The organism is Extensimonas soli, from assembly GCF_029211265.1.
GTDB lineage: Bacteria > Pseudomonadota > Gammaproteobacteria > Burkholderiales > Burkholderiaceae_C > Extensimonas > Extensimonas soli.
The window spans coordinates 21352-47158 of sequence record NZ_JARGEL010000009.1 but is presented as its reverse complement, the minus strand read 5'-3'; the positions used below and the strand labels follow the sequence as shown (position 1 = coordinate 47158).

The 25807-nt window shown below is 65.2% G+C and carries 32 protein-coding genes; 2 read left to right on the top strand and 30 right to left on the bottom strand.

Features of this window, described 5'->3' with window-relative positions; all coding sequences use genetic code 11:
- Window positions 1-34: 34 nt before the first annotated feature.
- The 23 genes from PYV55_RS02560 to PYV55_RS02450 form a co-directional block, all read right to left on the bottom strand.
- Window positions 35-340 carry a hypothetical protein gene (locus PYV55_RS02560; RefSeq protein ID WP_128666852.1) on the bottom strand — a complete coding sequence of 102 codons (306 nt, stop codon included), beginning with the start codon at window positions 338-340 and terminating at the stop codon, window positions 35-37.
- A 102-nt stretch (window positions 341-442) separates the two neighbouring features.
- Entirely contained in the window at window positions 443-1552 is a 1110-nt protein-coding gene (locus PYV55_RS02555) for a DUF6094 domain-containing protein (RefSeq protein WP_037040771.1), read from the bottom strand.
- A 65-nt stretch (window positions 1553-1617) separates the two neighbouring features.
- A complete protein-coding gene (locus PYV55_RS02550) occupies window positions 1618-2268 on the bottom strand; it encodes a hypothetical protein (RefSeq protein WP_037040773.1) in 651 nt (216 codons plus the stop codon).
- Window positions 2269-2352: 84 nt separating this feature from the next.
- Window positions 2353-2718 (bottom strand): hypothetical protein, encoded by a 366-nt coding sequence (locus PYV55_RS02545; protein WP_009461172.1) that lies wholly within the window; start codon window positions 2716-2718, stop codon window positions 2353-2355.
- Between the two features lie 89 nt (window positions 2719-2807).
- Window positions 2808-3419 (bottom strand): DUF3275 family protein, encoded by a 612-nt coding sequence (locus PYV55_RS02540; protein WP_023125201.1) that lies wholly within the window; start codon window positions 3417-3419, stop codon window positions 2808-2810.
- A gap of 55 nt (window positions 3420-3474) precedes the next feature.
- The gene (locus PYV55_RS02535; RefSeq protein ID WP_010792166.1) at window positions 3475-4026 is read right to left on the bottom strand and encodes an STY4534 family ICE replication protein; all 552 of its coding nucleotides are present in this window, start codon (window positions 4024-4026) and stop codon (window positions 3475-3477) included.
- 345 nt (window positions 4027-4371) lie between these two features.
- Window positions 4372-4737, bottom strand: a complete 366-nt coding sequence (locus tag PYV55_RS02530) for a DUF3085 domain-containing protein (protein WP_009401122.1) — start codon at window positions 4735-4737, stop codon at window positions 4372-4374.
- 65 nt (window positions 4738-4802) lie between these two features.
- Window positions 4803-5600 carry a GTPase gene (locus tag PYV55_RS02525; protein ID WP_275848967.1) on the bottom strand — a complete coding sequence of 266 codons (798 nt, stop codon included), beginning with the start codon at window positions 5598-5600 and terminating at the stop codon, window positions 4803-4805.
- Window positions 5601-5890: 290 nt separating this feature from the next.
- On the bottom strand, window positions 5891-6607 hold the full coding sequence (locus PYV55_RS02520) for a DUF5983 family protein (protein ID WP_275848965.1): 717 nt from the start codon (window positions 6605-6607) through the stop codon (window positions 5891-5893).
- Window positions 6608-6857: 250 nt separating this feature from the next.
- A complete protein-coding gene (locus tag PYV55_RS02515; RefSeq protein ID WP_003141051.1) occupies window positions 6858-7250 on the bottom strand; it encodes a hypothetical protein in 393 nt (130 codons plus the stop codon).
- A 25-nt stretch (window positions 7251-7275) separates the two neighbouring features.
- Window positions 7276-7512, bottom strand: coding sequence for a hypothetical protein (locus PYV55_RS02510; protein WP_010792170.1), 237 nt, complete (start codon window positions 7510-7512; stop codon window positions 7276-7278).
- Window positions 7513-8291: 779 nt separating this feature from the next.
- The gene (locus PYV55_RS02505; protein ID WP_023125205.1) at window positions 8292-10307 is read right to left on the bottom strand and encodes a DNA topoisomerase III; all 2016 of its coding nucleotides are present in this window, start codon (window positions 10305-10307) and stop codon (window positions 8292-8294) included.
- 294 nt (window positions 10308-10601) lie between these two features.
- Window positions 10602-10985, bottom strand: coding sequence for a single-stranded DNA-binding protein (locus PYV55_RS02500; RefSeq protein ID WP_004255072.1), 384 nt, complete (start codon window positions 10983-10985; stop codon window positions 10602-10604).
- Complete coding sequence (locus tag PYV55_RS02495) at window positions 10982-11530, bottom strand: DUF3158 family protein (RefSeq protein WP_004255075.1); 549 nt, start codon at window positions 11528-11530, stop codon at window positions 10982-10984. Before PYV55_RS02495 ends, PYV55_RS02500 begins: the two co-directional genes overlap by 4 nt.
- Window positions 11527-12315 (bottom strand): PFL_4669 family integrating conjugative element protein, encoded by a 789-nt coding sequence (locus PYV55_RS02490; protein WP_004255078.1) that lies wholly within the window; start codon window positions 12313-12315, stop codon window positions 11527-11529. The genes PYV55_RS02495 and PYV55_RS02490 overlap by 4 nt, the downstream gene beginning before the upstream one ends.
- 188 nt (window positions 12316-12503) lie before the next feature.
- A complete protein-coding gene (locus PYV55_RS02485; RefSeq protein WP_275848959.1) occupies window positions 12504-13256 on the bottom strand; it encodes an OST-HTH/LOTUS domain-containing protein in 753 nt (250 codons plus the stop codon).
- Between the two features lie 238 nt (window positions 13257-13494).
- Window positions 13495-14679 (bottom strand): STY4528 family pathogenicity island replication protein, encoded by a 1185-nt coding sequence (locus PYV55_RS02480; RefSeq protein ID WP_275848957.1) that lies wholly within the window; start codon window positions 14677-14679, stop codon window positions 13495-13497.
- 3 nt (window positions 14680-14682) lie between these two features.
- On the bottom strand, window positions 14683-15243 hold the full coding sequence (locus PYV55_RS02475; protein ID WP_010792177.1) for a DUF2857 domain-containing protein: 561 nt from the start codon (window positions 15241-15243) through the stop codon (window positions 14683-14685).
- Between the two features lie 17 nt (window positions 15244-15260).
- The gene (locus PYV55_RS02470) at window positions 15261-16904 is read right to left on the bottom strand and encodes a ParB family protein (protein ID WP_345803584.1); all 1644 of its coding nucleotides are present in this window, start codon (window positions 16902-16904) and stop codon (window positions 15261-15263) included.
- A complete protein-coding gene (locus PYV55_RS02465) occupies window positions 16897-17133 on the bottom strand; it encodes a hypothetical protein (protein ID WP_012584779.1) in 237 nt (78 codons plus the stop codon). Before PYV55_RS02465 ends, PYV55_RS02470 begins: the two co-directional genes overlap by 8 nt.
- Window positions 17117-17983 carry a ParA family protein gene (locus PYV55_RS02460; protein WP_013721843.1) on the bottom strand — a complete coding sequence of 289 codons (867 nt, stop codon included), beginning with the start codon at window positions 17981-17983 and terminating at the stop codon, window positions 17117-17119. Before PYV55_RS02460 ends, PYV55_RS02465 begins: the two co-directional genes overlap by 17 nt.
- Before the next feature lie 40 nt (window positions 17984-18023).
- Window positions 18024-18242, bottom strand: coding sequence for an AlpA family transcriptional regulator (locus tag PYV55_RS02455; RefSeq protein ID WP_004255100.1), 219 nt, complete (start codon window positions 18240-18242; stop codon window positions 18024-18026).
- Between the two features lie 124 nt (window positions 18243-18366).
- Window positions 18367-19122 carry a hypothetical protein gene (locus PYV55_RS02450; RefSeq protein WP_010792182.1) on the bottom strand — a complete coding sequence of 252 codons (756 nt, stop codon included), beginning with the start codon at window positions 19120-19122 and terminating at the stop codon, window positions 18367-18369.
- Between the two features lie 342 nt (window positions 19123-19464).
- Between PYV55_RS02450 and PYV55_RS02445 the strand changes: the two genes are divergently transcribed.
- Window positions 19465-19707 (top strand): hypothetical protein, encoded by a 243-nt coding sequence (locus PYV55_RS02445; protein ID WP_134586898.1) that lies wholly within the window; start codon window positions 19465-19467, stop codon window positions 19705-19707.
- Here the strand turns inward: PYV55_RS02445 and PYV55_RS02440 are convergent.
- Entirely contained in the window at window positions 19677-20588 is a 912-nt protein-coding gene (locus PYV55_RS02440) for a LysR family transcriptional regulator (protein ID WP_013721842.1), read from the bottom strand. The genes PYV55_RS02445 and PYV55_RS02440 overlap by 31 nt on opposite strands.
- A 256-nt stretch (window positions 20589-20844) precedes the next feature.
- On the bottom strand, window positions 20845-21039 hold the full coding sequence (locus PYV55_RS02435; protein WP_275848946.1) for a hypothetical protein: 195 nt from the start codon (window positions 21037-21039) through the stop codon (window positions 20845-20847).
- 37 nt (window positions 21040-21076) lie between these two features.
- Here PYV55_RS02435 and PYV55_RS02430 point away from each other — a divergent pair, with 37 nt between their 5' ends.
- Window positions 21077-21490 (top strand): LysR substrate-binding domain-containing protein, encoded by a 414-nt coding sequence (locus PYV55_RS02430; RefSeq protein ID WP_275848944.1) that lies wholly within the window; start codon window positions 21077-21079, stop codon window positions 21488-21490.
- Window positions 21491-21601: 111 nt separating this feature from the next.
- Here PYV55_RS02430 and PYV55_RS02425 read toward each other — a convergent pair whose 3' ends face one another.
- The 5 genes from PYV55_RS02425 to PYV55_RS02405 are packed head-to-tail and all read right to left on the bottom strand — an operon-like array spanning window position 21602 to window position 25806.
- On the bottom strand, window positions 21602-22075 hold the full coding sequence (locus tag PYV55_RS02425; RefSeq protein WP_004255128.1) for a cytochrome c: 474 nt from the start codon (window positions 22073-22075) through the stop codon (window positions 21602-21604).
- 48 nt (window positions 22076-22123) lie between these two features.
- Complete coding sequence (locus PYV55_RS02420) at window positions 22124-23323, bottom strand: lipid A deacylase LpxR family protein (protein WP_151609303.1); 1200 nt, start codon at window positions 23321-23323, stop codon at window positions 22124-22126.
- Window positions 23320-24186, bottom strand: coding sequence for an LOG family protein (locus PYV55_RS02415; RefSeq protein ID WP_151609302.1), 867 nt, complete (start codon window positions 24184-24186; stop codon window positions 23320-23322). Before PYV55_RS02415 ends, PYV55_RS02420 begins: the two co-directional genes overlap by 4 nt.
- Window positions 24186-25595, bottom strand: a complete 1410-nt coding sequence (locus PYV55_RS02410; RefSeq protein WP_151609301.1) for an MBL fold metallo-hydrolase RNA specificity domain-containing protein — start codon at window positions 25593-25595, stop codon at window positions 24186-24188. Before PYV55_RS02410 ends, PYV55_RS02415 begins: the two co-directional genes overlap by 1 nt.
- Window positions 25596-25602: 7 nt before the next feature.
- Window positions 25603-25806, bottom strand: coding sequence for a YgaP family membrane protein (locus PYV55_RS02405; protein ID WP_010792188.1), 204 nt, complete (start codon window positions 25804-25806; stop codon window positions 25603-25605).
- Window position 25807: the final 1 nt, after the last annotated feature.

Here is a 25807-nt window from a genome sequence, read left to right as displayed (position 1 = left end):
AAGAAAGAAGCGGCACGAGGCCGCTGGATGCGGATCAGTATTCGCTGGGCAACAGCAGCGTGGTGATGCTGCGATCCCATTCGGTGATGATCCAGAGCTTCAGGTCGCGCGTGACCTGGTAGGACGAGAACAGACGATCCTCGCCGGATTGCAGCGCGGCGTCGTTCAATCGCCGATCGTCGTCGCTCAGGTCGCCCCAGTCGCCATGAAGATGGCGGCGCAGGTACGCGCTGGGATTGAGCCGGCCCTGTCGGACCAGCTCGTCGACGCCGGCGGTCATGACCACCTGCCCGGGCGAAAAGCGTGCTTGTGACGCGAGGTTGAGGATTGCGAGTGCCATGGTGGTTTCTCCTTCTGGAAGAAGGGGCCACGGCAACCCATCGGGGGCAACGTGACCCCGGTGGGCGGATGAAAGCGACGGCGAACCGTCAGGGAACAGCGATCAGCGGATGGTCAGCACTTCGCCCCACGTGGGCGAGCCCAGCGTCAAGTCCCATGCACGAATGACCGGCACGAACTTGTCGGTGAGGATGCGCGTCTCGGCCACGGAGCCGTCGTCGCGTTCGGTGTATTCCGTCTGGAGCATCTTCTCCTTGTGGGTGTCACCTTTGACGACGAGCACGCGCCCGCTCTTGGACGTCACTACGCCGGAAATCGCGCCTGCGGCCAAGGCCAGGGCGAGATGCCAGTGCGACAAGGCCCGCGCGGGCGGACGCAGCGACTGCTGCGCGGCGCCCAGATGCGTATCGAGCGCGGGCCAGAGTCCTTGCAGCCGGCCGACTTCATCGGCGAACTGCTCGGGCTCCATCGTCACGCGATAGAAGTGCTCCGGCTCGGCCGGGCTGGCAGGGACGGTGTACGGCAGGAACGGCCATTCGAGTGGCAGCTCCTCGGCTTCGGCGTCACCCTGTCCGATCTGCAGCAGCAGACCGCGCACGGCTTTGGCCGATTCCGATGCCTGGTCGCGCTGACGAATCCTGCGACCGAAGATCACCACCTGCTTGAACTGCGTTTCCACCGCACGGTAGATGCGCAGGTCGGCGAAGTGGCGCGTCAGCCATCCGACCAGCTCGGCGTCGAGCACGTAGTGCGGCACGATGAAGATCAGCACGCCACCGTACTGCAGCAGCGGCAGCGCGCGCTGATAGAACAGCTTTTCTAGCCGCGCACGGCCCTGGCCTTGATAGCCGATGTTGCCGTTCACGTCCTTGCTCAGGTCGCCATACGGCGGGTTCAGCCACAGCAGCCCGAATGACTGGCGCGAGATCAGCGTGTCCATCAGGTCACCGTGGATGCAGCGATCGACCAGTTGCCGTGCGTGGCGGGCACGCTCGGCGTCGTACTCGACGACGAAGGCCTGGACCTGCTCGCGCCCGAGGGCGTGGGCGGCTTCGGCAATCGCCACGCCTTCGCCGGCGCAGGGATCGAGGATGGACATGGAGCCGGGAGACGGCGCCAGTGCGGACAAGGCCCGCTCCAGCGTCGGTTCGTCGGTGGGGAAGTAGCCGTTACGAATGAAATTGCGCGCCAGGCGCGGAAACATGAGTGCCATGGATTTCTCCTGATGATGGATGAGGGAAGGCGGGCACGCGCGGCGCGCATGCCCGTGGGGATGGTTCACGCCACACGCCGAAGCGGTGCGTTCGCGGCCAGTTCGTACTGCGTGGCGCCGAGGGTGCCGTTGCGAATCAGTTCGCCCAGCGCCTTCGTCAGCGCCGGGACATCGAGGGCCAGCCGATGGCCTTCCAGTGGCCCGAGGGCCAAGGGAAGACCGGTCAGCATCCGCCGTGTCTGCAACAGCTCCAGCACGGTGTCGCGCCAGTGGTCGAGCAGTGGCAGCGGGCAGGTGTCCTGCACCAGCGTCCACAGCCGGTCGAGCCGGAGCGCGGAATCCCTGGGCAGAAGCGCCAACGCGCTGGCGTTGGCCTTGTCTGGCTTCACGCAGCGACGATCGAACAGCCACACATTCGTCAGCGAACCGAACAGCGTTCGCCGATAGGCGCGGGTGATGCGCTTTTCCAGGTTCTCGACGTTGCCGACGAAGACCGGGATGGATGCGCCCTGCTCGGTGATGACGTGGAACTGGTCGAGCCCCTGTTCATCCCGGCCGAGGGTCAGGCGGGCGAGGAACTCCTGAACGGCGGTGTCGCGCGCCCAGATCGACAGAAAGACGAGATTGCCCTGCTCGTCACCGACGCAACCGTCGGCCATGAGGTCGGGGCATTCGTCGATGCGGTACAGCGGTTTCGCGGAAGAAGGTGCAGGCATGGTGATGTCCTCTTGGAAATGAAGGAGCAACCAAAGCCCGCGGGGCCATGCTCGCCCCGGTTGGGTGAAGGAAGATGCGTGCCGCTAGACAGCGCGCCCCGCGTGAAAGCGGTGAACCCGCTCGCGCCACTCGGGGCTTTGCACCGGCGCCATGTCGAGATAGCGCAGCGGGCACGAGTAGTAGTACGGATGCACGGACTCGTCGAGGGACTTGTAGCCCCAATCGCCGCCCGAGCTTTCCAGCAGATGGCAGCCGATGTAGCAGACGGACTCACCGGCCGCGAGGCCCATGACGCCCGCCTGCCTAGCGGTGACGCGAACCACGGTCCACAGAACGTCGCCGTCGAGCGTGTGGTCGATGACTTCGCAGCAAGCGCGTTCGGACGCCTGCGGAGCGAGCAGCTCGCGGATCAACTGATCGCGCGTCTGACGAACGAAGGTCCAGCCCATGAGGGTCTCCTTGAAGAAAAGGCCGGAGCCCTCCCCGTCGGGGGAGAACCCCGGCGGGTGGCGGTATGCCGCGCAATGCGGCGGATGGATCAGGCAGCTTTGAGGTGCCAGTCCTGGGACAACGGAGCGAACTCGTAGCCCAGCTTGTCGAGACGGTCGCGCTGCTGACGCAGCACACGACGATCCACGGTCGCGTCGAGCTTCACGGTCTCGCCCAGGGGCCACAAGGAAGCGAAGAGCGCCGCGTCGTCTGCCTCGGCCGAGGCCGCAGCGGACGCGGGAGCCGGTTCGCTGCCGAACGGCGTGGTATCGACCAGGGGATCGCGCGGACTACGCGGCTTCGCCTTCGGCTTGGCCGGGGGCGTTGCCGGCGCGGGCGCCTGCGCTTCCTCGTCGATCGGATCGACTTCCTGCGGACTCAGCCGGCGGGCTTCGTCGCGGCTCAGGGCGTCGATGTTGGACAGGGTCATCCCGCCCAGATGGGCGCGGATCTCGATGACCATGCGGCCGTTGGCGTTGTACGTGGAGGGGCGAATCTCGACGATGACGAAATCACCGTCGTACTTGCCCTCGCGGTACTGATCGAGTTCGGCGTTCTTCACGACGAACTCGCCGATCGAGGTCGCCAGGCGGCCGACGTTGAAGTCGCCGTTCCTGCCGTGGATGGTCTTGATGGCCAGTTGGCCGGGGATGGTGATCATGAAGGTCTCCTGCGGACGAAGAGAAGACAAGGCCCCGGGGATGGGGCCTTGCGGATCAGAACGACTCGGCAACGGCCAATGCGGGGGCATCGGCAGCGTCGTCGGCAGCATCGGCGACGGGCCTGGAAGGCTCCGGTGCCGAGGCTTGCTGCGCGGCGGGCGCGTCGGACGTCACAGGGACTTCCGGGTCGCGCTCGTCGGTCTCGGTCGGCTTGGGTTCGGCCTTGTAGACGAGCTTGCCGTCGACCTTGATCCAACTGACGAACAGCAGGCGGGCCTTGAGGCTCACACCCTGCTCGCCGGCACGCTTGCCCTTGGAGTAGGTGAAGGTGTCGGTCCACAGGTCGCCCAAGCGGAAGCCGATCATCACCTTCTTCTCGGCGTCGACCGCCTGAATGCAGCGGCGCACCAGGTGCTGCGCTTCCGAACCCGATACGCGCGTGTCGAAACGCACATACGAGACGTCGTCGCTGGGACCGTTCAGAGCCGCGATGTCGCAGGCCAGGAACGCATCGCCTTTCTTGGGCTTCACTTCGCGGATGCGATTGAGATACCCGAGGCCGGTGATGTGCAGATCGAAGTAGGATTTTTCGGTGGAAGTGGTCATGGTGAATCTCCTGGGGAAAAATGAGGCGGAGACACACCCGACCCAAGGCGGGGAAGGTGTGGAACCCCCGCGTGGGTTGATGGAACAGCTTGGAGGCATCGCCATCGAGAACCGATGGCCGTTCGCGCATGGATGCCGGTGCGAACTGGAGTGATCAACGCGGTCGGAACCGCGTCGCAGCCTTGAAGATCGTGACCGCCTGGGCATGTCGCTGACGGACGTCAGCGGAACATGGCCGGAAGCGTGGCGCCAGGACGGCGCGCAGGCGAGCGGCAATCGGCACTCACGGCTGTCCGCATTGCCGGGAAGAAAGAGGCCCCCGGAGCGGGGGCCAGGGATGGGCGGTCAGTTACCGCTGGGCGTGGGAGGAACCGCCTGCAGCGACAGGTGTGTCGCGGTGGCGGACACGTCGAGGTCGTCCTCGCTGCGCAGGATGCGCGCAAACACGCCCTCCTGCGGATCGAAGAACTCGCCGAAGTCGTCGCCGCCGAACTCGGCACGCGCCAGTTCCCACCAGTCGTCGAAGGCACCGACATCCGGGTTGCAGCCGGCGGCATAGGCGATGGTCTTCTGGCGACCATCGGGTCGACGCTCGCCGCGCTCGGCCAGGAAGTGCACGCCGTGATCCTTGGCCAGGACGACGCGGCACTGATTCGCAACCGCTTCGGCGAGCACGGGCCGCAGCTCCGTGCCTTTGAATCGAACAGTCATGGGTGTGACTCCAGGGAGGCAGGAAGAGAGGCTTCCCGCCGCGAAGGCGGGAAGCTGCTGGGAGGTCAGTGCCGGACAGCCTTGCGACCCGACAGGTACTGCACGCGGATGCGCCTCCAGCTCCCGTCGTCGATCAGCCGTTCCAGCGTCTCGCCGAGGGTGTCGAAGAACACCTCATCGACCCGTTCGACCAGCTCGCCGTCGCGGCGCAGCTCCACCGCGTAGAGGTCGAGGCCACGCTCATACAGCACGGTGACGCGACCCTGGAACTTCGTCGTGTCGACGGTGAAGCCGATGGCCGGTGGCGTGCGGATGATGTCGGTGGGCAGCGGATCGACCCAGGTGATGTCCCGCGCACCGGCATCCACCAGCATGTGGGTGATACGCCGGAAACCGTCGGGAGCGGGCAACTGCTCCAGTTGGTCGATCAGTTCCCGCAACTCGGGGCAGCGGGGCTCGGGAATCGGCAGCTTCGCCGGTGCGGACCCGAGCACCAACCGCTTCACCGTGTAGGGCTGGCCGTCGGCGGTGAACTCGGTCTGCTCCTCGGGCGTGTCCGCCCGCTGACCGTCGAAGCGGCGTCTGACATAGGGTTCGACCTGCACCTTGGCGCCCTCGTCGGGCACCTCGGTCACGAGCGTGCGATCAAGCACCGCGAACTCGGCCCGTGCCGTCTTGACTATGATGGCCTCGTCGGTGGTGGCGATGACCTTGCCCTCGAAAGGCTTCGGGTCGATGTGAAAGCCCAGCGTCGAAACCTTGGGCTGGCCGTCGAAGATGTTGAACTTGAACGAACGGACGTTGGAAGGCACATGACCGACGACGAGCGTCGGCATCTGTGCACGGATGGCTTGGGTATCCATGGGGAGACTCCTTGTGGCAACCAAGGGACTCCCGCCCGCAAGGGAGGTCGGTCCCTTGAGGGTGAGGTGGATGGACGCGGGTGCGCCCGGAGAACGAAACAACCAGCACGGCGAACCGCGCCGCAGTCTTGAAGGTCTCGACTGCCTGGGCATGCTGCCGGCAACGCCAGCGAACATGCGGCCAGCGTGCGGCACATGGCGGCGGCCGTCCGCCGGGAATCGGCAATGCGCCGGCACCGCGTTCCGCGAAAAAGAAGAGCCCCGACGTAGGGGCTCGAATGGGTTGCGGGTTACTCGTCGTCGTAGAGCGTCAGCCCGTCCAGCACGGGCGCGTCGGCATCGAAGATCAGCAGGCGCACGTCGGCGAGCGCGGCCAGGTGGAGCACCTCCACGAGGGACTCCGGCATGCCTTTCCGGCGATGCTCTCGCTGCAACCGCTCGGCGGTGATGCCTTCGACCCGTTGCAGGTTCTCGTCCGTCCAGGGCGTGGCGATCAGCTTCACGCCGACCGCCGGGCTGTAGGGAATGCGGAAGGCCACGAACAGAAAACCGCTCGGCGTGGCGATGTCGGCCAGGTTGGCCAGATAGCGACCGGCCTCCACGGTGATGTGCGCCGAACTGATTTCCCAGGCACGGCTGTAGAACCCAGTCTCGAAGCGCAGGCGGCGTACCACCTCGCGCGCGGCTTCCTCGGAGAAGGTATCGCCGACGTGCAGCGGCTGGCCGGCTTCTTCGGCCATGACGGCGTAGACGAGGTTTCGGGCGATACCGTGGCTGGGGCACTGCGCGTCCAGCTCGGGCGGCACGTTCTGGCCCTCGGTGATCAGCGCGAAGTCGTCGCAGAAGACGCAGGCATGGCGCTCGACCTGGTTGTCCGGCAGATGCGACTGCGAGACGTGCAGCGGCAGATAGCTCAGCGGGCAGTCGTCGTCGTAGGAAATCGCCAGCAGCCGCTGCACGGACAGGCCATCGTAGCCGCGGACGAAGGGGTTTTTGGAATGAGACATGGGATTCCTCCAGCAGAGGATGGCCGAGGCAATCCCCTGCCGGGGATTGAACCCCAGCGAGTGGATGAAGTGGCAACCGGTCAGCCGGCCGCGGCGTCGGGCCGCCCTGGCGCCGGGCGGTGCAGGTCAGTGGAAGATGGTGATTCGGGACATGGCCGCTCCTGCGAAAGGAAGGAGGGACATGGCCCCGAACGGGGACGCATGTCCCTCGTGGGGTGGGATGAAAAGTCGGTGGGTTGCCAGGCGCGGCTCACCAGCCGTTGTAGTGCAGCGTGAGGTCAGCGATGACCTGGCGCCGTTCCAGATCGAGGCCGCCGAAGTCGGACAGCCCCTCGAAGCCGCAACGCTTGAGCATCGCGCCGCCCTCGCGGGAGTTGTAGAAGCTCACCATCGCGGACAGGAACATGCGTTGACCGCTGCTCAGCACGCCCAGGGCGTCGTTGAGCATCAGCATGTTGGGCCGCAGGTCCCACTTGGTGGTGGCACGCTGCAGACCTTCGCGTGTGCCGTCGCCGAACCACTCGTGGCCGGCGATCTGCGCGCCGCGCTTCCAGGCCTCGAAGAAGGCCTGCGGTGCAGCGTCGAAGTGCGCCTGTTCCAGCGCCATCTGATCGAGCACGTCTTCGGGTAAAGACAGATTCATGAGAGAACTCCTTGAAGGGTGGGAATCAGGGGTGAGCGCGCTGTGTCCAGGCATGGGTATCCAGGGCGCGCTGTGCTGCGAGGTGGGTCGGGAAATACTCGACGGACTCCCGCGATACCGGGCCTTCGTCGTCTTGCGTGCCGATGTAGTGGCCGGCCGCGCTGCGCAGCACCTGTAGCGGCAGACGCTTGCCGGTCCAGGCCAGCGCCAGCGCACCACTGCGTACTGCGGTTGCAGAGGAAGATGCGGAAGGTTCAGACATGCCGTGCTCCTTGGTGGGTCGGGGAGTACGCATCCCGTAGAGGATGGAGTTCCCCTCGGGTGGTTGAGAAAAGTGCATCGTCGCCAGGCCGGCGAGCGTCCGCGGTGGGCGATGCGAAGCGGACTGGATCGGTCGACGCGGCGAACCGCGTTGCAGTATTGAAGACCGAGACTGCCAGGGCATGCCGCTGACGACTGTCAGCAACGCATGGCGTGAGGATGGGCGCGAAGCATGGCTGCCGTCGCAGGGAAAACCGAATCGTGGACGGCCCGCTTTAGGGCAGGCCCGCGTCACGGGACAAGGCAGGGACCAGGGCGCCGAAGGCCACGCGGGCCTTCGGCTGGAGAGGAAGGAAAACCACCTGTGGGCTGCGTCAGCGCGGGCCGTCGTCAAAGCCGTTCGCTGCGTCAGCAATCGCACCCGGCCCGTTTCGTGGCTGGGGCCGGAAACCTCTGGCGTGCATCCACACACAAAGGGAGCCCGTTGTTCCGCCGGCGGGCACCGGCACGGAATACCCTCGGCCCAAGGGGCCTCCTCACGGCTCGCGCGGCGGCAAGGCGTCAGGAAGCCCCTCATGACCGAGGCAAGGCACACCGATCAAGGGAATGGCGGCGGGCGCGATTCGTGGAGCAATGACCTTCTCGCCCCGTCGCCCGATGGCGGGCAGACGGGGCGCGCACACCGTTGCAGAAGGAGACGCGCGCTTTGGAGTCCCGCGCGGTGCGGGACGTTTGCCTCGCCGCTAGTGAAGTGGCCGGCGCGGCAGGGGGAAGCGAGGATCAGGACGCCTTGGAGGCAGCGCGCCGCTTGCGCGGTGCGCTGCGCCGGCCCGTCGGGGACTCGATCGGCAACGTGCCCTTGCAGTCCGGGTAGCGCGAGCAGGACCAGAACGCGCCGCTCTTGCCCGTGCGCTGCTGCATCGGTGCGCCGCACTGCGGGCAGGCCGGCGCCGGCGGCAGCTTGAGCGAGAGCGTTGCGCCGCGGTACTGCTGCACGAGCTGGCCGACCCACACGGACTGCTTCTCGATGAAGGTGTCCAGCGCCATCTGGCCGGCCTCGATCATGTCGAGCGCCTGCTCCCACACCGCCGTGGTGCCGGGGTCGGCGATGGCCGAGGGCACCGCGTCGATGAGCGTGAATGCCGCGTCGGAAGCGCGGACGGCGCGGCCTTTCTTGACCAGGTAGCCGCGACCGATCAGACCGTTGATGATGTTGGCGCGTGTCGCCTCGGTGCCGATGCCGGTGGTATCTCGCAGCTTCTGTTTCAGGCGCGGGTCGGTCACGAACTTGGCGACGGTCTTCATGGCCTTGATCAGCTCGCCCTGCGTGTAGGGTTTGGGCGGCAGCGTCTTCAGCGCCTTGAGATCCACCTTTCCGACCGGGCAGGACAGGCCCGCATGCAGGGCGGGCAGCACCTGGCTGCGCTGCGCATCCTCGCCATCGGCATCGTCCGGCCGCGGCGTCGCCAGCACCTCGCGCCAGCCGGTGACGGAGATCTGCTTGCCCACGGCCGCCAGCGACTGACTGCCGCACGAGAACTGCGCCACCGTCCGGTCGAACTCATGGTGCGGGAGGAACTGCGCGAGGTAATGAGCGCGGATCAGCCGGTAGACGGCCAGTTCCTTCTCGTTCATGGCCGATAGGTTGGCGGGCTCCAGCGTCGGGATGATGCCGTGGTGAGCCGACACCTTGCCGTCGTTCCATGCACGCGAACGCTGTTGGCGATCCAGGCGCTCGATCAGCGGCCGCAAGCTGGGGTCGGTCTTGACCAGGCTGTCGAGTACGGTCGGCACCTCAGCCAGCATGCTCTCGGGCAGGTAGCCCGAATCCGAGCGCGGATACGTTGTCGCCTTGTGCGTCTCGTACAGCGCCTGGGCAATGTCCAGCGTCTCCTGCACGTCGAGGCCCAACTGCTTGGAGCACACCTCCTGCAGCGTGCCCAGGTCGAACGGCAGCGGCGGTGCCTCGCGCACGCGCTCGGTGTCCACCGACACGACCTGCGCATCGCGTGCCGCGCGAATGCGATCCGCAGCCTGCTGGGCCACCGGCTGCTGAAGGCAGCGACCCGCTGCATCCGTGCTGCCTTCGGGCGGTATCCAGCTCGCGGTGAAGGATTGGCCGGCATGGGATAGCAGCACATCCACGGCCCAATACGGCATGGAGACGAATCGCGCGATCTCGCGATCACGATCGACGACCAGCTTCAGCGTCGGCGTCTGCACGCGCCCCACCGACAGCACGCCGGTGTAGCCGGCCTGGCGACCTAGAAGCGTGAACAAGCGGCTCAGGTTCATCCCGATCAGCCAGTCGGCGCGCGATCGGGCGAGTGCGGAGAAGTACATCGGCAGCGTCTCGGCGGACGGCTTGAGTGCACCCAGTGCCTTGCGGATCGACGCATCGTTGAGCGCCGACAGCCACAGGCGCTGAATCGGCCCGTGGTAGCCGCATAGGTCGATGATCTCGCGGGCGATCATCTCGCCCTCGCGGTCGGCATCGGTCGCAATCACCAGCTCGCCCGCCTTGGCGACGAGCTGCTGCACGACCTTGAATTGCGCTGCGGTCGCCGCCTTGGGCTCGACACGCCAACGCTCAGGAAGAATGGGCAGTTGCTCGACGGCCCAGCGCTTGTATTGCTCGCCGTAGCCTTCGGGCGGAACCGCCTCCACCAGATGACCGATGCACCAGGTCACGACGACACCCGCGCCGCTGTAGCAGCCGTTGCCGCGTTGGCCGGCGCCTAGCACACGGGCGATGTCCTTGCCCTGGGACGGCTTCTCGCACAGGAACACGCGCATGAAGCCTCCTTGGAAATGTGCGGTTCATCGGATGGGCGTCAGCTTGGCGGGGCCAGGAGATGCCGGCAGCAAGGAAGCCGATTGATGCAGACACCGCTTTGTGATCGGCAGGCGGTCCGTTGCCGCAGCGGTGCGCATAGACCGCAGGAGTTGGCACAGCAAGAGCGTCGTTTCTGGAGGGCGGCTGGAACTCCGTGGACGACCTTGGAGCTATCCCCTGGGGATAGCTCGCTGGTGCATCGCGGGCGTATGACGGTTGCTACAGCCGCCCTCGGGGGAACGGCGATGGGCGAATTACTGTCTGCCGGCGGGCTTGGCGCTGAGCGCCACCGACTCGATGCGGTACGGCAGGATGCCCACGCGCCGCGCCTCGACCTTGAACGTCACGCGCTCGTTCTCGTCGGCGTCCTCCCATTCGTCGCGCATAGTGCGGCCCTCGACCAGCACCCGCATGCCTTTCTGGTACAGCGTCTTCCAGTGCTCGGCGTCGCGGTGCCACAGCTCCACGGGCGCCCAGAAGCCGCCGCGATCTTCGTACTCGCCGTCCTTCTTCGGGATCGGGTTGTCGAAGTAGACGTTCAGGCGCAGCAGCCGGCGCGGCTCGTCGTTGCCGTTCGGAAATTCGCGGTAGTCCGGCGCAGAACCGATGTTGCCCTCGCCGACGAAGTGCGTGCTCATGGTGACTCCTTGGTGGTGGGTGGAACGGACGCGGTATGCCCGTGGACGCGCCGCAGGTAAGCCGCTTCGGCCTGCGCGGCCTTGTTGGCGCATTCCAGGGCTTGGCGAGCGATGCTGTGGGTCAGGCTGATCTGCATGTTCAGCACGATGCGCTGCAGTTCGATCGCGTACAGCTCGTCGATCAGCGAGGCCGGCGTCGCGGGGTTGGCCAGCAGGGCCTCCCACAACGCCACGCCCATGGAGGAACGGTCGAGGTTGCGCCAGCGCAGGAAGGTCGTCCCTGCGCCAGTGGCCTGCTGGGCCAGTTGCACGTGGAGCAGGCTGAAGGGGTAGGCGCGCGCCTGGGGCAGCACGCGCCGCTGCGCCAGGCCAATCACGTCGTCGCGCAGCGCTGCGCACTGGCTGGCCCAGGTCTCCAGACTCCTCTTACCCTTAAAAGGCTGTAAAAGGCCTTTTAGGTAGCCTGCGTGTTCCAGCCGCTGGAAGTCCGCCTGTTCCAGCGCCACGAAGCGCGTGGAGTGGCTGATGGGGATCGATGCTGTCATGCGCCCGCAGCCTCATCGCCCGCCGCACCATCGGCTGTGCCATCCGTGTGAGCCGGCGCATCGGGCTCGATGGCGGGCGCTGCAGGCGGCGTGCCGGGCTTGGTCGTCCGCCGCGCGATCGGTGGCGCGAAACGCGAGCGGCGCGTGCCTTCCAGCACGTCTTGCGGCAGCTCGCCGAACTTCTCCAGCGCCGCTCGCGCCGCCGCGTTCTTCGCCGCGAAGTCGTCGCGCGTCGTGCCCGAGTAGCGGTACTGCTGGGCCAGCGAGAACAGGCTGCGCAGCGCGTGCGCACCATCATTGAGCCAGCGCTCCAAGGTGCTGCGGTCGATCAGCGCCGTATGGTGCGCCAGGATGAGTTTGCGTGCCAGGTCGTCGTAGTCGGCCAGCAGATACACCGCCATGAAGCCGAGCTGGGCGTTCACGAACAGCGGCAGCTTCACCGGCTGCACGTTCATGTTCTCGCCCAGGGACAGCGCCGCTGGCACGTCGGCCAAGGCCTGATCCACCTGGTCGCGCAGGGTCTGCAGACGGGTCTTGGTGTCGGCGAGCTTGTCCTCGATCCGCAGCATCCACCAGTCCGAGTACGGGTCGTCCTGCTCGGCGCCGCGCTTCATCTTGTTCATGGCGCCGATGAAGCCGTTGAGACCGATGATGCCTGGGCGCCCCTCGGTCGGCGCGCGGCCGTGCCAGATGCGCGATGCGTGGTGTGTGTGCAGCGTCAGCGACATCGCGCTGCGCAGCGATCCGAGATTCAGTTGCAGGGGTTCTGTGCGTTCGTTGGCCATGAGAGCGACTCGCGGTGAAGGGGCGAGTCGCCAGCATCGGCATCGACCGGAAGGCCGTCAGTCAACAAACCGCAGCCCATGCGCGCCCGGTTTGTTCCGCACGGAAGGCTGTGTGTGCCGGCTATCCCCTGGGGATAGCTCGGCGGAGTCGTTCGCGGCTCGCTCGGAGGTGAGACCGCGTCGCGGGGTTATGCCTCGCGAGGTCTGTACCAGGCGGCCCGTTGACCCTCCACCTCACGGTAGCGAAGCTCGAACAGGCGGCACTCGTGCACCACCTGACGCCAACTGCTGCAGCCGTACTTGGCTGGAAGCTGCTCTGGATGCCGGCCCGCGATCCAGCGGCCAGCAGCGGCGATGGGTGTCCAGCCCTCGACGGCCAACTGCGCGGCGGCCTCGCGCAGCGCGCGGACGATGCCGGCGGCCGGCCAGTCCACCGTGCCGTCCGGCGCGATGCCATTGACCACCAGGTCGTGGAACACATCCGACTGGACGAACTCCGCTGCCAGGCGCCGCGCCTGATCCATGTGCTCGGCCCAGCCGCGCAGCTGCTCGAAGTGTTGATCGATGCGCGTGTAGGCGGAACCGAGTTCGTCCTGTGCAACGCGGCACCCGTCCACGGTCCATAGATCGTGCTGATCGATGAAGTGGTGCACCAGGGTGTTGCGCAGCGATACCAGGTCTTTGAGGTCGGCTTGGGTGTTGGCGTAGTCCTGCGCAGACAGGCTCAGTTGCACGCGCGTGCGAAAGGAAATCACGTCGCCGGGAAGAGCGTCGTCGCGTTCCTCGCCGCCATTTCCATCGGTGACGACATACGAACCAAACAGTTGTCCGACCAACGTGCCCAGGGTCTTGGTCGCGGCATCTTCAATCCGCGCTGCGCGAATGGCCTCCAGCGAATGCGCCGGGCCTGAAATCTCGTGGTGGGCCACGATGGCTTTCATGAGGCGCTCGTATTGTTGAAGGCGCAACAGGCATCTGCCCAGCAAGCGCTGAACGTCTCGCTGCAGTGGTTGCAGTACGTTTGTGACGGGGGAAGTCGTCATGTCCATCATCGGCGGGGCTCGTGCGTGGCTGTCCTCGTCTGATCCACAGGCGACAGTTTCGCCTGTCGTTCGGCGGGCGACAATTGAGCGCGGCGGAAAGGTGTCTGTTCCAGCTATCCCCTGGGGATAGTCAACATCAGCGATCACGCAAGGCTTCTCGGAGCTGTGCCAGGTAGGCACGTGCCACCTCGGGGTCAGCCGCACGGGATGCCGGTGGTGACGATGGCGGGGACGCTGGCGCCGCCGATGCACTTTCTCCGACCCAGGCCTTGAACTCCCCGCGGATCGCCTTCTGGATGATGCCAAACAGGTAGCCGGCCGGGTTGCGTACCGCGCTGTTGTGGCAGCGTGCCGCCCACTCGTCGAGAACGGCCTGCCTCTGCGCCTCGTCCACCTGCTGCAGCGCCACCAGCGCGCCGGCCTGCTGCTCGCCCTTCAAGCGCAGGAAACGCTCGGGCAGCCGCAGGTTCTGCAAGGCCCTCGCGCGCGGTACTGTACGTACTTCATTTATACGATCATTACGTACTGTACGGTCCTCCTTCGGAATCCGAAGAGAGCCGTCCGGCGCGGGTTTCGGTCCTGCTTCGGATTCCGAAGACGGGCGCGCAGCATTCCGAAGAAGGGCTTCCTGGCCTTCTTCGGATTCGTGGTCCGCACCCTCCTGTGGATAACCTGGCGTCGTCCAGCCATGCCGCGCCATGCGCTGCGCCAGCACTTGCAGACGGGTCGGCAGCGTGCGCCCGCTGAGCAGCGGGTCTTCGGCGATCTCCCGCAGCGTGTTCATGCCCACGACCTGCACCGCCTTCGCCGCGTGCGTGAGCGCCTGGCTCACCAGGCCCAGGTAGTCCGGGTCGAGCTGCATCGCCTCGAAGGGTGACAGCGGTTCGTCGTGCAGCACGTAGAGGTTGCCTTGGATACGGCCGGTCTTGGGATCGCGCCGCCGCCGCACCAGGCTGAGCCAGCGCGTCAGCCGCAGCAGCGTCAAGGCGCGCGCCACGGTCTCGTGCGAGGCTTGCGCCGCACAGGGCATGGACGCCAGATATGGGCGGAGCTGGTCGTAGGTGGGAAAGGCGGTCACGCCGTCGTCGTTGAGCTGCAGGCGGAACACCTGCCAGGCATTGCGCTCCAGCGGCGTCAGGCGCCGGTCGAGGAACAACGCGCGCGGCACGCTCTCGTGCCGGTTGCCGCTGTAGAGAAAGCCGTCCTGGCTCGGCGCCGTGCCCTGCGCCGGTTCCTTCGGCTCAAGGTGCCGCAGCGACTCGTCGAACAACGCCGACAGCGCAACCGGGCCATCACGCCGTGGAGCGTCGCCCGTCGTCATGACCTACACCAGCCCCTGGTCGACCCAGTTCCGTATCGCCGACCAGATCACCGACATGGGCAGGGTCATGGCCTCGGCCAGGTCCATGGTCAGCGCCAGCATCGCCATGTCGTCGTTCAGTGCGATGTGCCGCTCCGTGATGCCGGCCTTCCAGCGTTCCCACAGGGCCACGTCCTGCGCCTCGTCGAGCACCGGATGCCGACCCTTACGCTTGGGCAGCCCGAGGATGTCGCGGCGCAGCGCCACTTCCTGATGCGTGAGGCCGTAGAACTTGCTGACCATCTCCGTGCTCGCCCCCAGGCGCAGCATGCGGTCCACCGTGGCGATCTCCCGCTCCACGTCGTGCACCTGGCTCAGCAGCCGCTTCAACACTTCCCGGTTCACCGACACCGAACACCACGACACCGTGGCATTCACCAGCATGCTCACGAGTTCTGGGTGCTTCAGCGCATCCAGCTCCTCCTCACCGAAGCCCATGGCCTTGCAGCGGCGCAACTGGCCGTTGCGCAGGTCATGCAGGGCCTGGGCGATCACGGCCTGGTTGAGCGGGTGCGGTGCCGACATACGGGAGCCTCCTGCGCTCAGAAATCCTGGCTCGCTACGCCGGCTTCCAGATCCAGCAGCCGGCGCGCCAGGCGCAGCAGACGGAACAGCTTTACCAGCCCGGCATCGCTCAGGCGCGTGACCAAGCCGCCGTGACCATGCAGCAGCGGCCCAAGGTCATCGGCCAGCCGCGCGCTGTCCAGCCCGGTCGCGGGTGCCGGCGCGGTGCTCAGCGCGTGCAGCAGGGTCAGCATCGCACGCGCGAACGCCGGGAGCGCCTTCGCCTGGCCCACGGCCGGCGTCACGCAGACGAAGCCGATGCCGCCATCGCTGGCTTCGATGTGGTCGCCCACCGCCGCTTCCCCCGCGATCTCGCGAGCGAACTGCGCGATATGCACGCGCAGGCGATCCGGCACGTCCAGGCCCGGCTCGATGTACCAGACATCCGAGATGGGAAAGAGCCCGCCAACCTGCACCGGGATCGCACGCAGCGCGTCGGCCTCGAAGTCGGGTAGCTTGTCGCCGAGCTGATCCGCGACCATCCTCTGGATGGACTGCAGGCGCTCGGTGGTTGGGGCCGGCGTCACGATGTGCCCCTGCAGGCGCTCGTCGCGCTGCCCTTCCCGGGCGTTTGGTGCAGCGGCAGGTGGTGCCGAGGGTGTCTCTGCCGGTGGCGCGACGGGCGAGGTGTCCCGTGGCGTTGGCGCCGCGGGCGACAGTTGCGGCGTGATGGCTGGCGCCGCAGGTGCGACAGGCGTTGCCGGGTTCGGCGCGGCCGGCTCGCTGGTCAATACTCGCTGACGGCTTTCGCTGTCATCGACCTCCAATGCCAGCGTGTCGTAATCCGCTTCCAGCAGCTCGGCCATCTGACCCACCAGTTCGTCCTGCACGCGCTGGGGCGAGAAGCCCTCCGGCTGCGTGTCGAACTGCGACAGCACATCCTGAAACAGCGAAGCGAAGTCCACGGTCAGCGGCCGGCCCAGCGCACGCCGCTCCCAGGTGCGCTCGCACGCCTTGCGCAGCACTGCGAGCCGGTCCACCTGATGCCGGCCCAATCCGCCGTACAACAGCGTCGGGATCGCCGGCAGCAGATAGCGCACCGCATCGTTCATGCGGCTGATGTGTGACTGCGGCACCGGATAGCCGTCGGCCGTCAGTCGCCGCGCGAGTTCGCTTTGCGACAGCGCCTGGCCGCTTTCCTGCTCGTAGAACTCGCGCGCCTTCTCGATGCCCAAGGCCCGCTCGATGAAGGTCAGGCCGCCGCGCAGCTCGTTCTCGGCCAGATGCCCGGTCAGCGCCACGATTTCGCCGCGCGCCGGCCACGGGCGGAACAGGCACGCAATCCGGAAGAAGCGTTCCTCCTTGGTCTCGCTCCACAACTCGCGCAGGATCGCCAGCCGCGTGTTGCCACCGTTGCGAATGATGTAGTGCGCCTCGCCCGGCCTGCGCGTGATCGCGGGGGGCGCGTCCAGCCCACGTTCGCGGATGGACGCCTTGATCTCCGCATAGGCCGGGTTGCGCGTCACGCGTGGGTCGTGGTCGTAGGGCCGCAACTGGTCCAGCGTCACCACCATCGGCGTGTCGGCGATGGGGTCGCTCAAGGTCGCGGCCGAAGGGCCGCTGCGCTCGAAGCCGGTGGCCAGCAGCTTGGCAGCCATGTCCTGCGGCGTCAGCTCAGCCACGGCCATTCTCCTGCGCTTGCCGGTCGGCGCGGCGAAGCTGTGCGCGGGCATTGCGGTCGGCACGGTGGTCGCTCGCCGTCGAGCTGGTGTAGATCGACGCGCAGCCTTGCTTCGTGAATTTCAGGTGCCCGCCGGACGTGCGAACCACGCGCCAGCCTTCGCCCAGCGCGAACTCGATCAGCGCGCGCAGCCGTTCGCGGCCGCGCGCCAGTTCATGCGCGCTCGCCATGGCCGGCCCCTCCCGCATCGGCCCGACCGGTGACCAGCGCGAAGCGCTCCCGCCACACGGGGAACAGCTCGCCGGCCAGCGTGCGCATGGTCTCCAACGCCGCGGGCGCCGTGCGCCCAGCCGGCTGCCGGTACTCCACCCGGTGCACCGGCAATCCTCGTGTCGCAGCGCGCGGATAGGCTTCGATGGCCGGTACGTCGGTGCCCAGCACCTGCACGCCGGCCTGTTCCTGAAACACCTGTCGCAGCGCCTGCTGGACCAGCCGCGCATTCGACGACACAGGATGCACACGGTTGATGAGCAGACGCAGCGGCGGCGGCTCGATGCCCAGGTGCCGATACGGCGCGATGTCCTCGATCAGTTGCAGCGTGCCGCGCCGCAGCTCGCGCGCCGCGAGGATTTCCGGCGTCACCGGCGACAGCGCCAGGTCGGACGCCAGCACCGCCATCTCCAGCAGCACGCTGCGCGCGCCCTGGGTGTCGATCAGCAGCAAGTCGTAGTGCGTGCGGAAGACGGGAAGCAGATGGCGCAGTCGCAGGCGCCCATCCGGAGCGTGCAGCAGCAGCGTGTTCAGTTCGCCGCGGTCGTCGTTGGAGAGCACCAGGTCCAGGCCCGCGATCACGGTGCGCGACACCAGTTGCTCGATGCGCCGCTCGTTGAAGGCCAGCATCTGGTAGATGCCGCCGGGCGCGCGAACGTCCAGCGTGAAGTAGCTCGACAGCGTGGGCTGCACGTCCAGGTCCAGCAGCAGCACGCGCAGCCCGGCATCGGCGATGAAGCCGCCCAGGTTGGCCGCCGTCGTGGTCTTGCCCACGCCGCCCTTGGTCGAAATGATGGACACCACCTGCATGGGCTTCTCCTCGTCGAATGGCATGAACCGAGAAGAAGCGTCAGGCGCGTTCTTTGAGGCGATCGGCGATCCACTGTTCGATCTCCACCGAGTCCCAGCCCACCGCGCGCACGCCCAGGCGCAGCGCCTTGGGGAACTTGCCTTCCTTCATGAGGCTGTAGATGTGCGCGCGCTTGAAGCCGGTCTTGGCTTCGACCTCGGCGCGGCGCAGGATGCGGTGCTCGGGCGGCAAGGCCGGCGCGATGGTCTGCGAAGACATGAGAGGCACTCCTTGACGCTCGATGGCGTTGTTCAGAAAGTGCCTCGCATTCCATATGCTGCTGCTGCGAGATTCACTGCAACTGCAGAACACGCAACTGCAATTGCAGTCTGCTGTTACAGGCTCAGCGCGATGCCTCCAGGTGGCGACGCGCCTGTGCCAGCTTGCTCCACAGCGTTCGCTCGCTGATGCCGGGCCGCCCTTCATGGTGGGCCAGTAGCGCACTGATCACCGCATCCATGTTGCGGAAGGACGAGTAGGCAGAGCCCGCGGGGGACTTGCCCAACAGCAATGTCAGCAGGCCGCCAATGATGTTCAGGTAAGTCGATTCGCTGCGCAGGCCCGGTTCACTCGCATCGCCCTCACGAATGCTACTGGCATGCTCCTTCGCCAACGCTTCGTGCTGTGCCTTCAGCGCCGCATGTAGTTGTGCGAGTTCGGCAAGCTGCAGCTTGGCGGCCTCGCGATCGGCCAGCAACACGTTCAGCATGGCGACGCTCACCGAAGGATGCAGTTCGCGCTCGATGCCGTCGAACAGGAATGGAGGCCGCTCACCGGGGTAGTAATGCGACATCCACGCCTTCAGGTCGACGTGGCGCACGATCAACGCAGGATCGTCGAGTGCGGGGCGCTGAGGTTCCTGCGCCATGCCTGCCTTGCCGTAAGAAAGCTCATCGTGTGCCAATGCGTCGAAGATGCGCTCGGAGAAAAGGCGCAGCAAGGGCCAGCGCGGAAAGTCGTTCGGCTCAGGCATGGCACGTGGCCCGAGCGTTTCCAGAATCCGCGGCTCAAAGCGCAACAGTCCCGCCCAACGGACGGCCGCCTCGATCGGGCGGTAGTAGATCCTGGCGCCAAAGGCAAGGCAACTCGATTTCTCCATGTCGCGTGCGTCCCATCGTCGGATCGAACTCTGGCAGACGCGCACCGCCCAAGTGGGCGAGGCGATTGCCCAGAAATCCGGATGAAGCGCAGGACCGGCCGGGATCGTGGAAGGAAGCGTTGCATCGGCGCTGACGGCCGGCTAAGGGCGAACTACATCTTGCTACGCTTGAAACTCCTCAACCATGATGCGGGCGCTTTGCCTTTGGACCGGCACGCGGCTTGGTGGTCGCGCTCCCCTGGAGTCAAGCATGGGTGCCGCGCTTTACCCGAAACCTGGCCAAAGTTTTCCGTAGGAATTCCAACGGCGTAAAGTGCCAATACGTCAACAGGATGAGCCGGTTTGCAACCAGCAAAAGCTCATGCGTTCCGCGTCAGTGAAATGACCGCGGCGGCGAGCCCGCAGGCGAGTGCCGGAGTACGGAAGGGCGCAGCAATTGCGTCGAAACTGGAATCAGTACAGCGCATGAGCCATGCGGATCGGGTCAGCCGCAAGACCAAAGATGAATCGCGCAATCCGAGAAAACTAGCCGCGCACCTTTCGATAGATCTGCGTCAGATCGCGCGTGATGTGCTTGCGTCCTGATGACATACACGTTCGGCGCGTTCGATGAACCGCTGCAACGGCTCCGTCATGCCACCCTCGGTTCGTAGCAGATAGGTGGTTATCGATGCGCTCTGACCGGCCAACGGGCGGACAACAACATCCGCCGGCTGGCAAGTTGCCAAGTGCGCGGCAGTGGAAAAACTTAGCCCGTACCCTGCGGCCACCAACGTCAGCATCAGCCCGTGAGAAGCGGCATACTCAGCCACGATCGGTTGGACATCGACAGAGCGGAACAGTCGTTCGCTCTGCCGACCGCAACCTTGGCATGCCCGTGGATCACAAAGTACCAGCGGATAGCTCACCACTTCCTGCAACGGCACTTCCTTGAAGGCTACAAGCGGGTGCCGTGCGGGCAGGATCACTACCAAGGGGTCGGCCCACAGCGGCTCAGCAATGATCCCGTCCTCCACTTCATTGACCATTGCAAAGCCGGCGTCGAACAGATTTGCGTTCAGCCCCTGCACGAGTTCGGTCAGCGGTACTTCGGAGAGCCGGATGTTTACCTGCGGCGACTCTTCGCGGCACAGTGCAAGCAGTGCTGATAGCCTCGCCCGTCCTATGTCTCTCGACAGCGCGATTCGCAAAATGCCCTGAGAACCGGAGGCAGCAGCCTTCGCGCTGGCCACTGCCTGCTCAACGCTCAACATGATGCGGCGGGCGTCGTCGAGGAAGACTCGCCCTGCCCAAGTCAGGGTTGCGCCCCGCGGCGTGCGACTGAGCAACGTCACGCCTAGAGTTGTCTCCAACTTGCGGATCGTGCGTGATAGGGGAGATTGTTCTATATGCAGCCGCCTAGCGGCTCGACCGAAGTGCAGTTCCTCGGCTACAGCAATGAAACAGCGAAGATGACGTAAGTTCATGCGCAGTCCCTCGTGACGTGACCAGTCCTTATGATCGTAGGGAGCCGCATGCGTGCGGAGAAGAGGCCGGCATGTCTTGCAGCGGCTGCCGTCGCCGGCTCACAGCACGCGGGCAATGGTGTCCGGAGTTATTGCAACGCTGCTTGAACGCGGGCGGCGGTCATGGCGGATGGCTAGCTAGAGCACTCGCGCCAGCGCGCCTCGGCTATCTTCTGTGGCCGCAGCGACCCGAGGAAGACAGTCGCGGCGTCTTACGTCACTCCCCGAGGGCGAGCGATTTGGTCTGTCGACACGGGCGGCGGCGCAGCGTCTGAAGTTCGCGCCAGCGGGCATCGCGCCGGATGAACTGTCGATGGGCATGTTCGGCGAATTCGAGATCGCCACCTGTAACCGCGCTGCTGAAGCACTGCGGCCGGAGCAGTCGCAGCAAGCGGTTGACGCGGGCGGACAAGCAATTCCTGTAACATGTGCCGCGCCTCTTCACTGCCTTGCAGCAAGCCCGCGACAGCGTGAGGGGAGCGGCCAGCGGCTTTCACGGTCAGCAACGCATTACGCTGTCCGATGGCATCACCCCGTCGCGCTTGCCGACCTTGCTGGCGTTAAGCTGGCAGGAGGAGCCCGACGTCGAGTTGCGCCTGTTCGAGGTGTCACTGTCGCAGCAAATCAAGGGGCTGCATGGCGATCTGTATGACCTAGGGCCCAGTCTGGTGAAGTGGGTGACGACATCGTGGCTAAGGCGCTTTGGAGCGCCCCCCCTCATGGTCGCGGCGCCGGCATGGCATCCGCTGCTCAAGCACAAACGTATCTCACTGGACGAGGTGCTGCGTTATCCGCTGGTGCTGGTGACCCACATGCATACGGGAGTCATGAACGTCAGATCCAACGAGTGCTGCCGCGGGTGAAGCAGGAACCCGTGATCGCTGCACGGGTGGCTTCCTGGGAACCTGAAACGCGTCGAGGTATATTGATTGGACAGAAGCTAGTCTTCCGTCAACAGGTGTAGCCATCCCTTGCTAGCGGCTTCCATAGAACTTTTCCACGAACGAGCGACGGTAACTCTGGTGGCAGGCTAGGCAGCTTTGCTGGGTCTTGGAGAAAGCCGCGATGACTGCTTGGCCGTCATTCCGCTGTGCAGCCTCGCCCATGGCGGTCGCGGCGTCATGGACCTGTCCATCAAGACCCCGAAACTTTCCAGCGTCTGCCCCAAGCCAGGCAAGGATGCGCATCTTTTCCGACATGGGCGGCTCGGCATGCTTGGCGATTCGTGGTGCTAGCTCGGCGACCAGCGGCCAGTCTTCTTTGGAGATCGCGCCCGTGACGGCTTGCATGTCGCGACCGAGTCTTTCCATTATGGTACGAAGCGCCATTGGCTTTGCCGCCTCTACGGACTGCGCACCGAGTGCCGTGGCGAAGGTTGCCAAGAGCACGGACAGCGGGACGGTGAAAAACGATCTGGGTTTCAAGGGCTGGTTCACGAATTTCTCCATTGATGTTGTGACGAATGCTTTGGGTCTAACGATTGGTTGCAGGTGTCCTCAAAATTCCAGACTCAGCGCGATCGATCCGAATGCGTGATGGCCCGCCTGCTGGTCGAACTCGCGGGTTCTCCAAACGCGCATCACGGCGAGCCGTACGCCACGTCCAGCAACGATCCATTGGCTACTGATGCCGAGAGCTGCTTGCGCGATCCAAGGCCGCCGGCTGACGTGATGGCTATGCCGGAACATGTTTCCGTCGAGTGAGAAGTCCCAGGCGACGGCTTTACCCTCCAGATTCAGGAAGACATGTGCCCCAGGTTTGGGCGCCAGGACCGACTGCGGCGTTGTCGTGCGCAGATCGGCAACACCAGAGGGCGGGCGGTTCTCTGCGCCAGGGCGGATCGGATAGCTGCCGAAGTCGTTCGGTATGTTCCAGCCCGCGCGAAACTCCACGCCGGTACTGGCGGCGGTTTCGATGTTTCCGACCCGCAGGGCATAGCTGCCGATCACGTCGCTGCCCCATCCAGGGCGGACCGCACCCTCCGTGTACGGCTTGAACTTGCGCTCCATGGCCATCTGAAACGCCGGCTCGTTGCGCAACTGGTTGTCCCAGCCGCGAAATCGCTCAATGCCGCGTGTCCGATGCACCAGATCCTGAGATTGCTCGGCCAGCGACCAGGGGCCGATCACGCCCAGGGTCAGCTCACGCACGTCAAGCATTTCGTAGCTGGCGGCTTGTGGGTGGATGCGGCGATTCCACGCCAAACCCAGGTAGAGCAAACCAGCGTACGGTCGGTCATCTGGAATCACGTCGGTGCGCGTCTTGTTCTCGGGCGTGTACATGGACTGGCCAAAGCGCACGACGAGGTTTTGCGACGATGTCTGGGCGCCGGAATCGCGCCAGAACCCGGGATCAGCCCAGCCGATGAAGCGGGCGTACAAACCAATCGGCTGTGGCAGGCACTCGGGACGGAGCTCGCCTTGCAGATCACGTGAGACTGCTGTTAGCGCGACACCGTTGGTGTAGTTGCGGTCGGAGCCGGTGAATAGATCGTTCTCCAGGCGCAGGGTGCCACCCCGCCAGCGCAGGGAGTGCTCTGGCGAGCAGGAGGGAGGATCTGCAGAGAGCGAGAAGTCGGAACCGAAAGCAGAAATCGGGCTGAACAATGCACAGGCAATCAACAAGGTGGCGAACTGCATCGACTGCTGCACCTTGGTGCCGCGCAGGCTCCGGCAATACCCGTCGATGCCGATCATGTCGCCCCATCGCCTGCTGCCCTGTTGACGTAAAAGCGTTCGAGGGCACTAACGATTTCCTCGGCTTCGTCTACGCAGGTGAACAAGTCGAGATCGGATGGAGAGATATAGCCTTCGTCGAGCAGAAGATCGAAATCAACTACGCGACGCCAGAATGCACGGCCGACCAGCACCACCGGAATCCGCTGCATCTTTCCGGACTGGATCAAGGTGAGCACCTCGAACAGCTCATCAAGCGTTCCATAGCCACCGGGGAAGGCCACCAAGCCCTTGGCGTGCAACAAGAAGTGCATCTTGCGCAGGGCGAAATAGTGGAATCGGAACGCCAAATCCGGGCACATGTAGGGGTTGGGTGCCTGTTCGTGGGGCAGCGTGATGTTGAGGCCAATCGAACGTGCGCCGACCTCGAAAGCACCGCGGTTGGCGGCCTCCATGATGCCGGGCCCACCCCCGGTGACGACGACGAAATCACGGCGGTTTTGCTGCTGGAAACGCGCCGAAATAAGGCCCGAGAAACGCCTCGCTTGCTCGTAGTGACGTGCCTGTTCGACCCGGCGATTGGCCCGCGCAAGCTCTTGCCGCAGCCCGACATCCTCCGGAGTGACGAGCGCCTGACGCTCCAGAACGCCAAGACGGGCTTCTGCCGTCTCGGCATCGCTCACGCGTGCGCTGCCGAAGACCACTACCGTCGAGCGAATGCCTTGCTCGTGCAGGATGCGCTCGGGCTTGAGCAGTTCGAGCTGTAGTCGCAGCGGCCGCAGTTCGTCCTGGCCAAGCAGCTCGATGTCTTCGTACGCAAGCCGGTACGTTGGCGACTCGCGGATGGCGCGCAGGCGTTCATCGAGATCTTCTGCGGGCTTCATCACTCGTGCGCCAGAAAGTCCGGCCAGCGCAGCGCATGGCCATACTCGGGCACCGTGACCTGCCAGCCGAGTTGCTGCTGCAAGAGGTCAGCGAAGGTTTGCGCGGCCGACGATTCCCCATGCACCACGAAGGTTTGCGCCGGTGCTTGAATGAAAGCACGGGCCCAATCCAGCAGCGCCTTCTGGTCGGCATGCGCCGAGAGGCCGTCCACGCTGTGGATCGCCGCATGTACCGGGATGTCCTCACCGAAGATGCGTACACGTTCGGCCCCCTCGATCAGGCGCCGGCCAAGCGTCCCCTGCGCCTGGAAACCGGGAAACAAGATGCTGCATTCGCGGCGTGGCAAGTTGTGGCGCAGGTGGTGCCGGATACGTCCCGCATCGCACATGCCGCTGGCAGAAATAATGATGGCCCCGGAGCGAATCCGGTTCAGCGCCATGGACTCCTCAGCGCTCGCTGTGAAATCCAGGTACGGGAGGTTCTCGCCGCGCGCGTGCCATCCGGCCAACCGCTTCGCCTGTTCGTCGAACAATTCGAGATGTTCACGCGTGATGCGTGTGGCCTCGGTGGCCATCGGCGAATCGACAAACACCATTGGACGCTGCAGACGCCCTTCGCAGGTGAGACGATGTAGGTGGTAGAGCACCTCCTGGGTTCGGCCGACCGCAAAGGCCGGAACGATGACATTGCCGCCGCGCTCGAACAGGGTTTTCTCGACGATGCCGATCATGTCCGCTTCGGTCGCCGAAAAATCCTTGTGCCGGCGGTCACCGTAGGTGGACTCGATGACGAGGATGTCGGCTTCCTCAATGGGTGTCGGGTCGCGCAGGATGGGGCGTCCCGGCTGACCCAGATCGCCGCTGAACACGATCTTCGTGGGGTAACCGTACTCGGTAATCCAAACTTCCACGATGGCCGAACCAAGGATGTGTCCGGCATCACGAAAGCGGGCGCGCACCCCGACGCGGGGTGCGAACTCCCGGTCGTATTCGATACCTCGTACTTGCTGCAGGCATTCGTGTGCATCCTGTAGGGTATACAGGGGTGGCGGCACGGTCTTTTCTTTGAGCCGCTTGGCAACCCGCTTGGCATCGCTTTCCTGGATGTGAGCGCTATCGGGCAGCATCACCCCGAGCAGATCAACCGTCGCTGGCGTGGCGTAGATGGACCCCTTGAACCCGGCGCGCGTGAGTTTGGGCAATAGCCCGCTGTGGTCGATGTGGGCGTGGGTCAGCAGGACGAAGTCAATGGACGCCGGGTCGAACGCGAACGGCTCGTGGTTGCGTGCTGCTGCTATACGCCCACCTTGAACCATGCCGCAATCGACCAGGAAGCGGACATTAGCCGCTTCGACCAGAAAGCACGATCCGGTGACTTCTCGGGCTGCGCCCAAAAAACTGAGTTTCATAGGGCGTTCACTCGGGTTTTCGCATCGGGCAAGTGCTGAGGCCGAGCAGGCGATAGCCAGGACAGCGGCCTGCCAGGCCGGTGAGGAGTGGCATGATTCCAATGAGTCCCAGCCAACGCCAGGATGAGTCCAGCCACAATGGGAGACTGAGCAAAATCAGTCCGATGACGATGCGCACAATGCGGTCGAGATTTCCAACGTTGATTTGCATG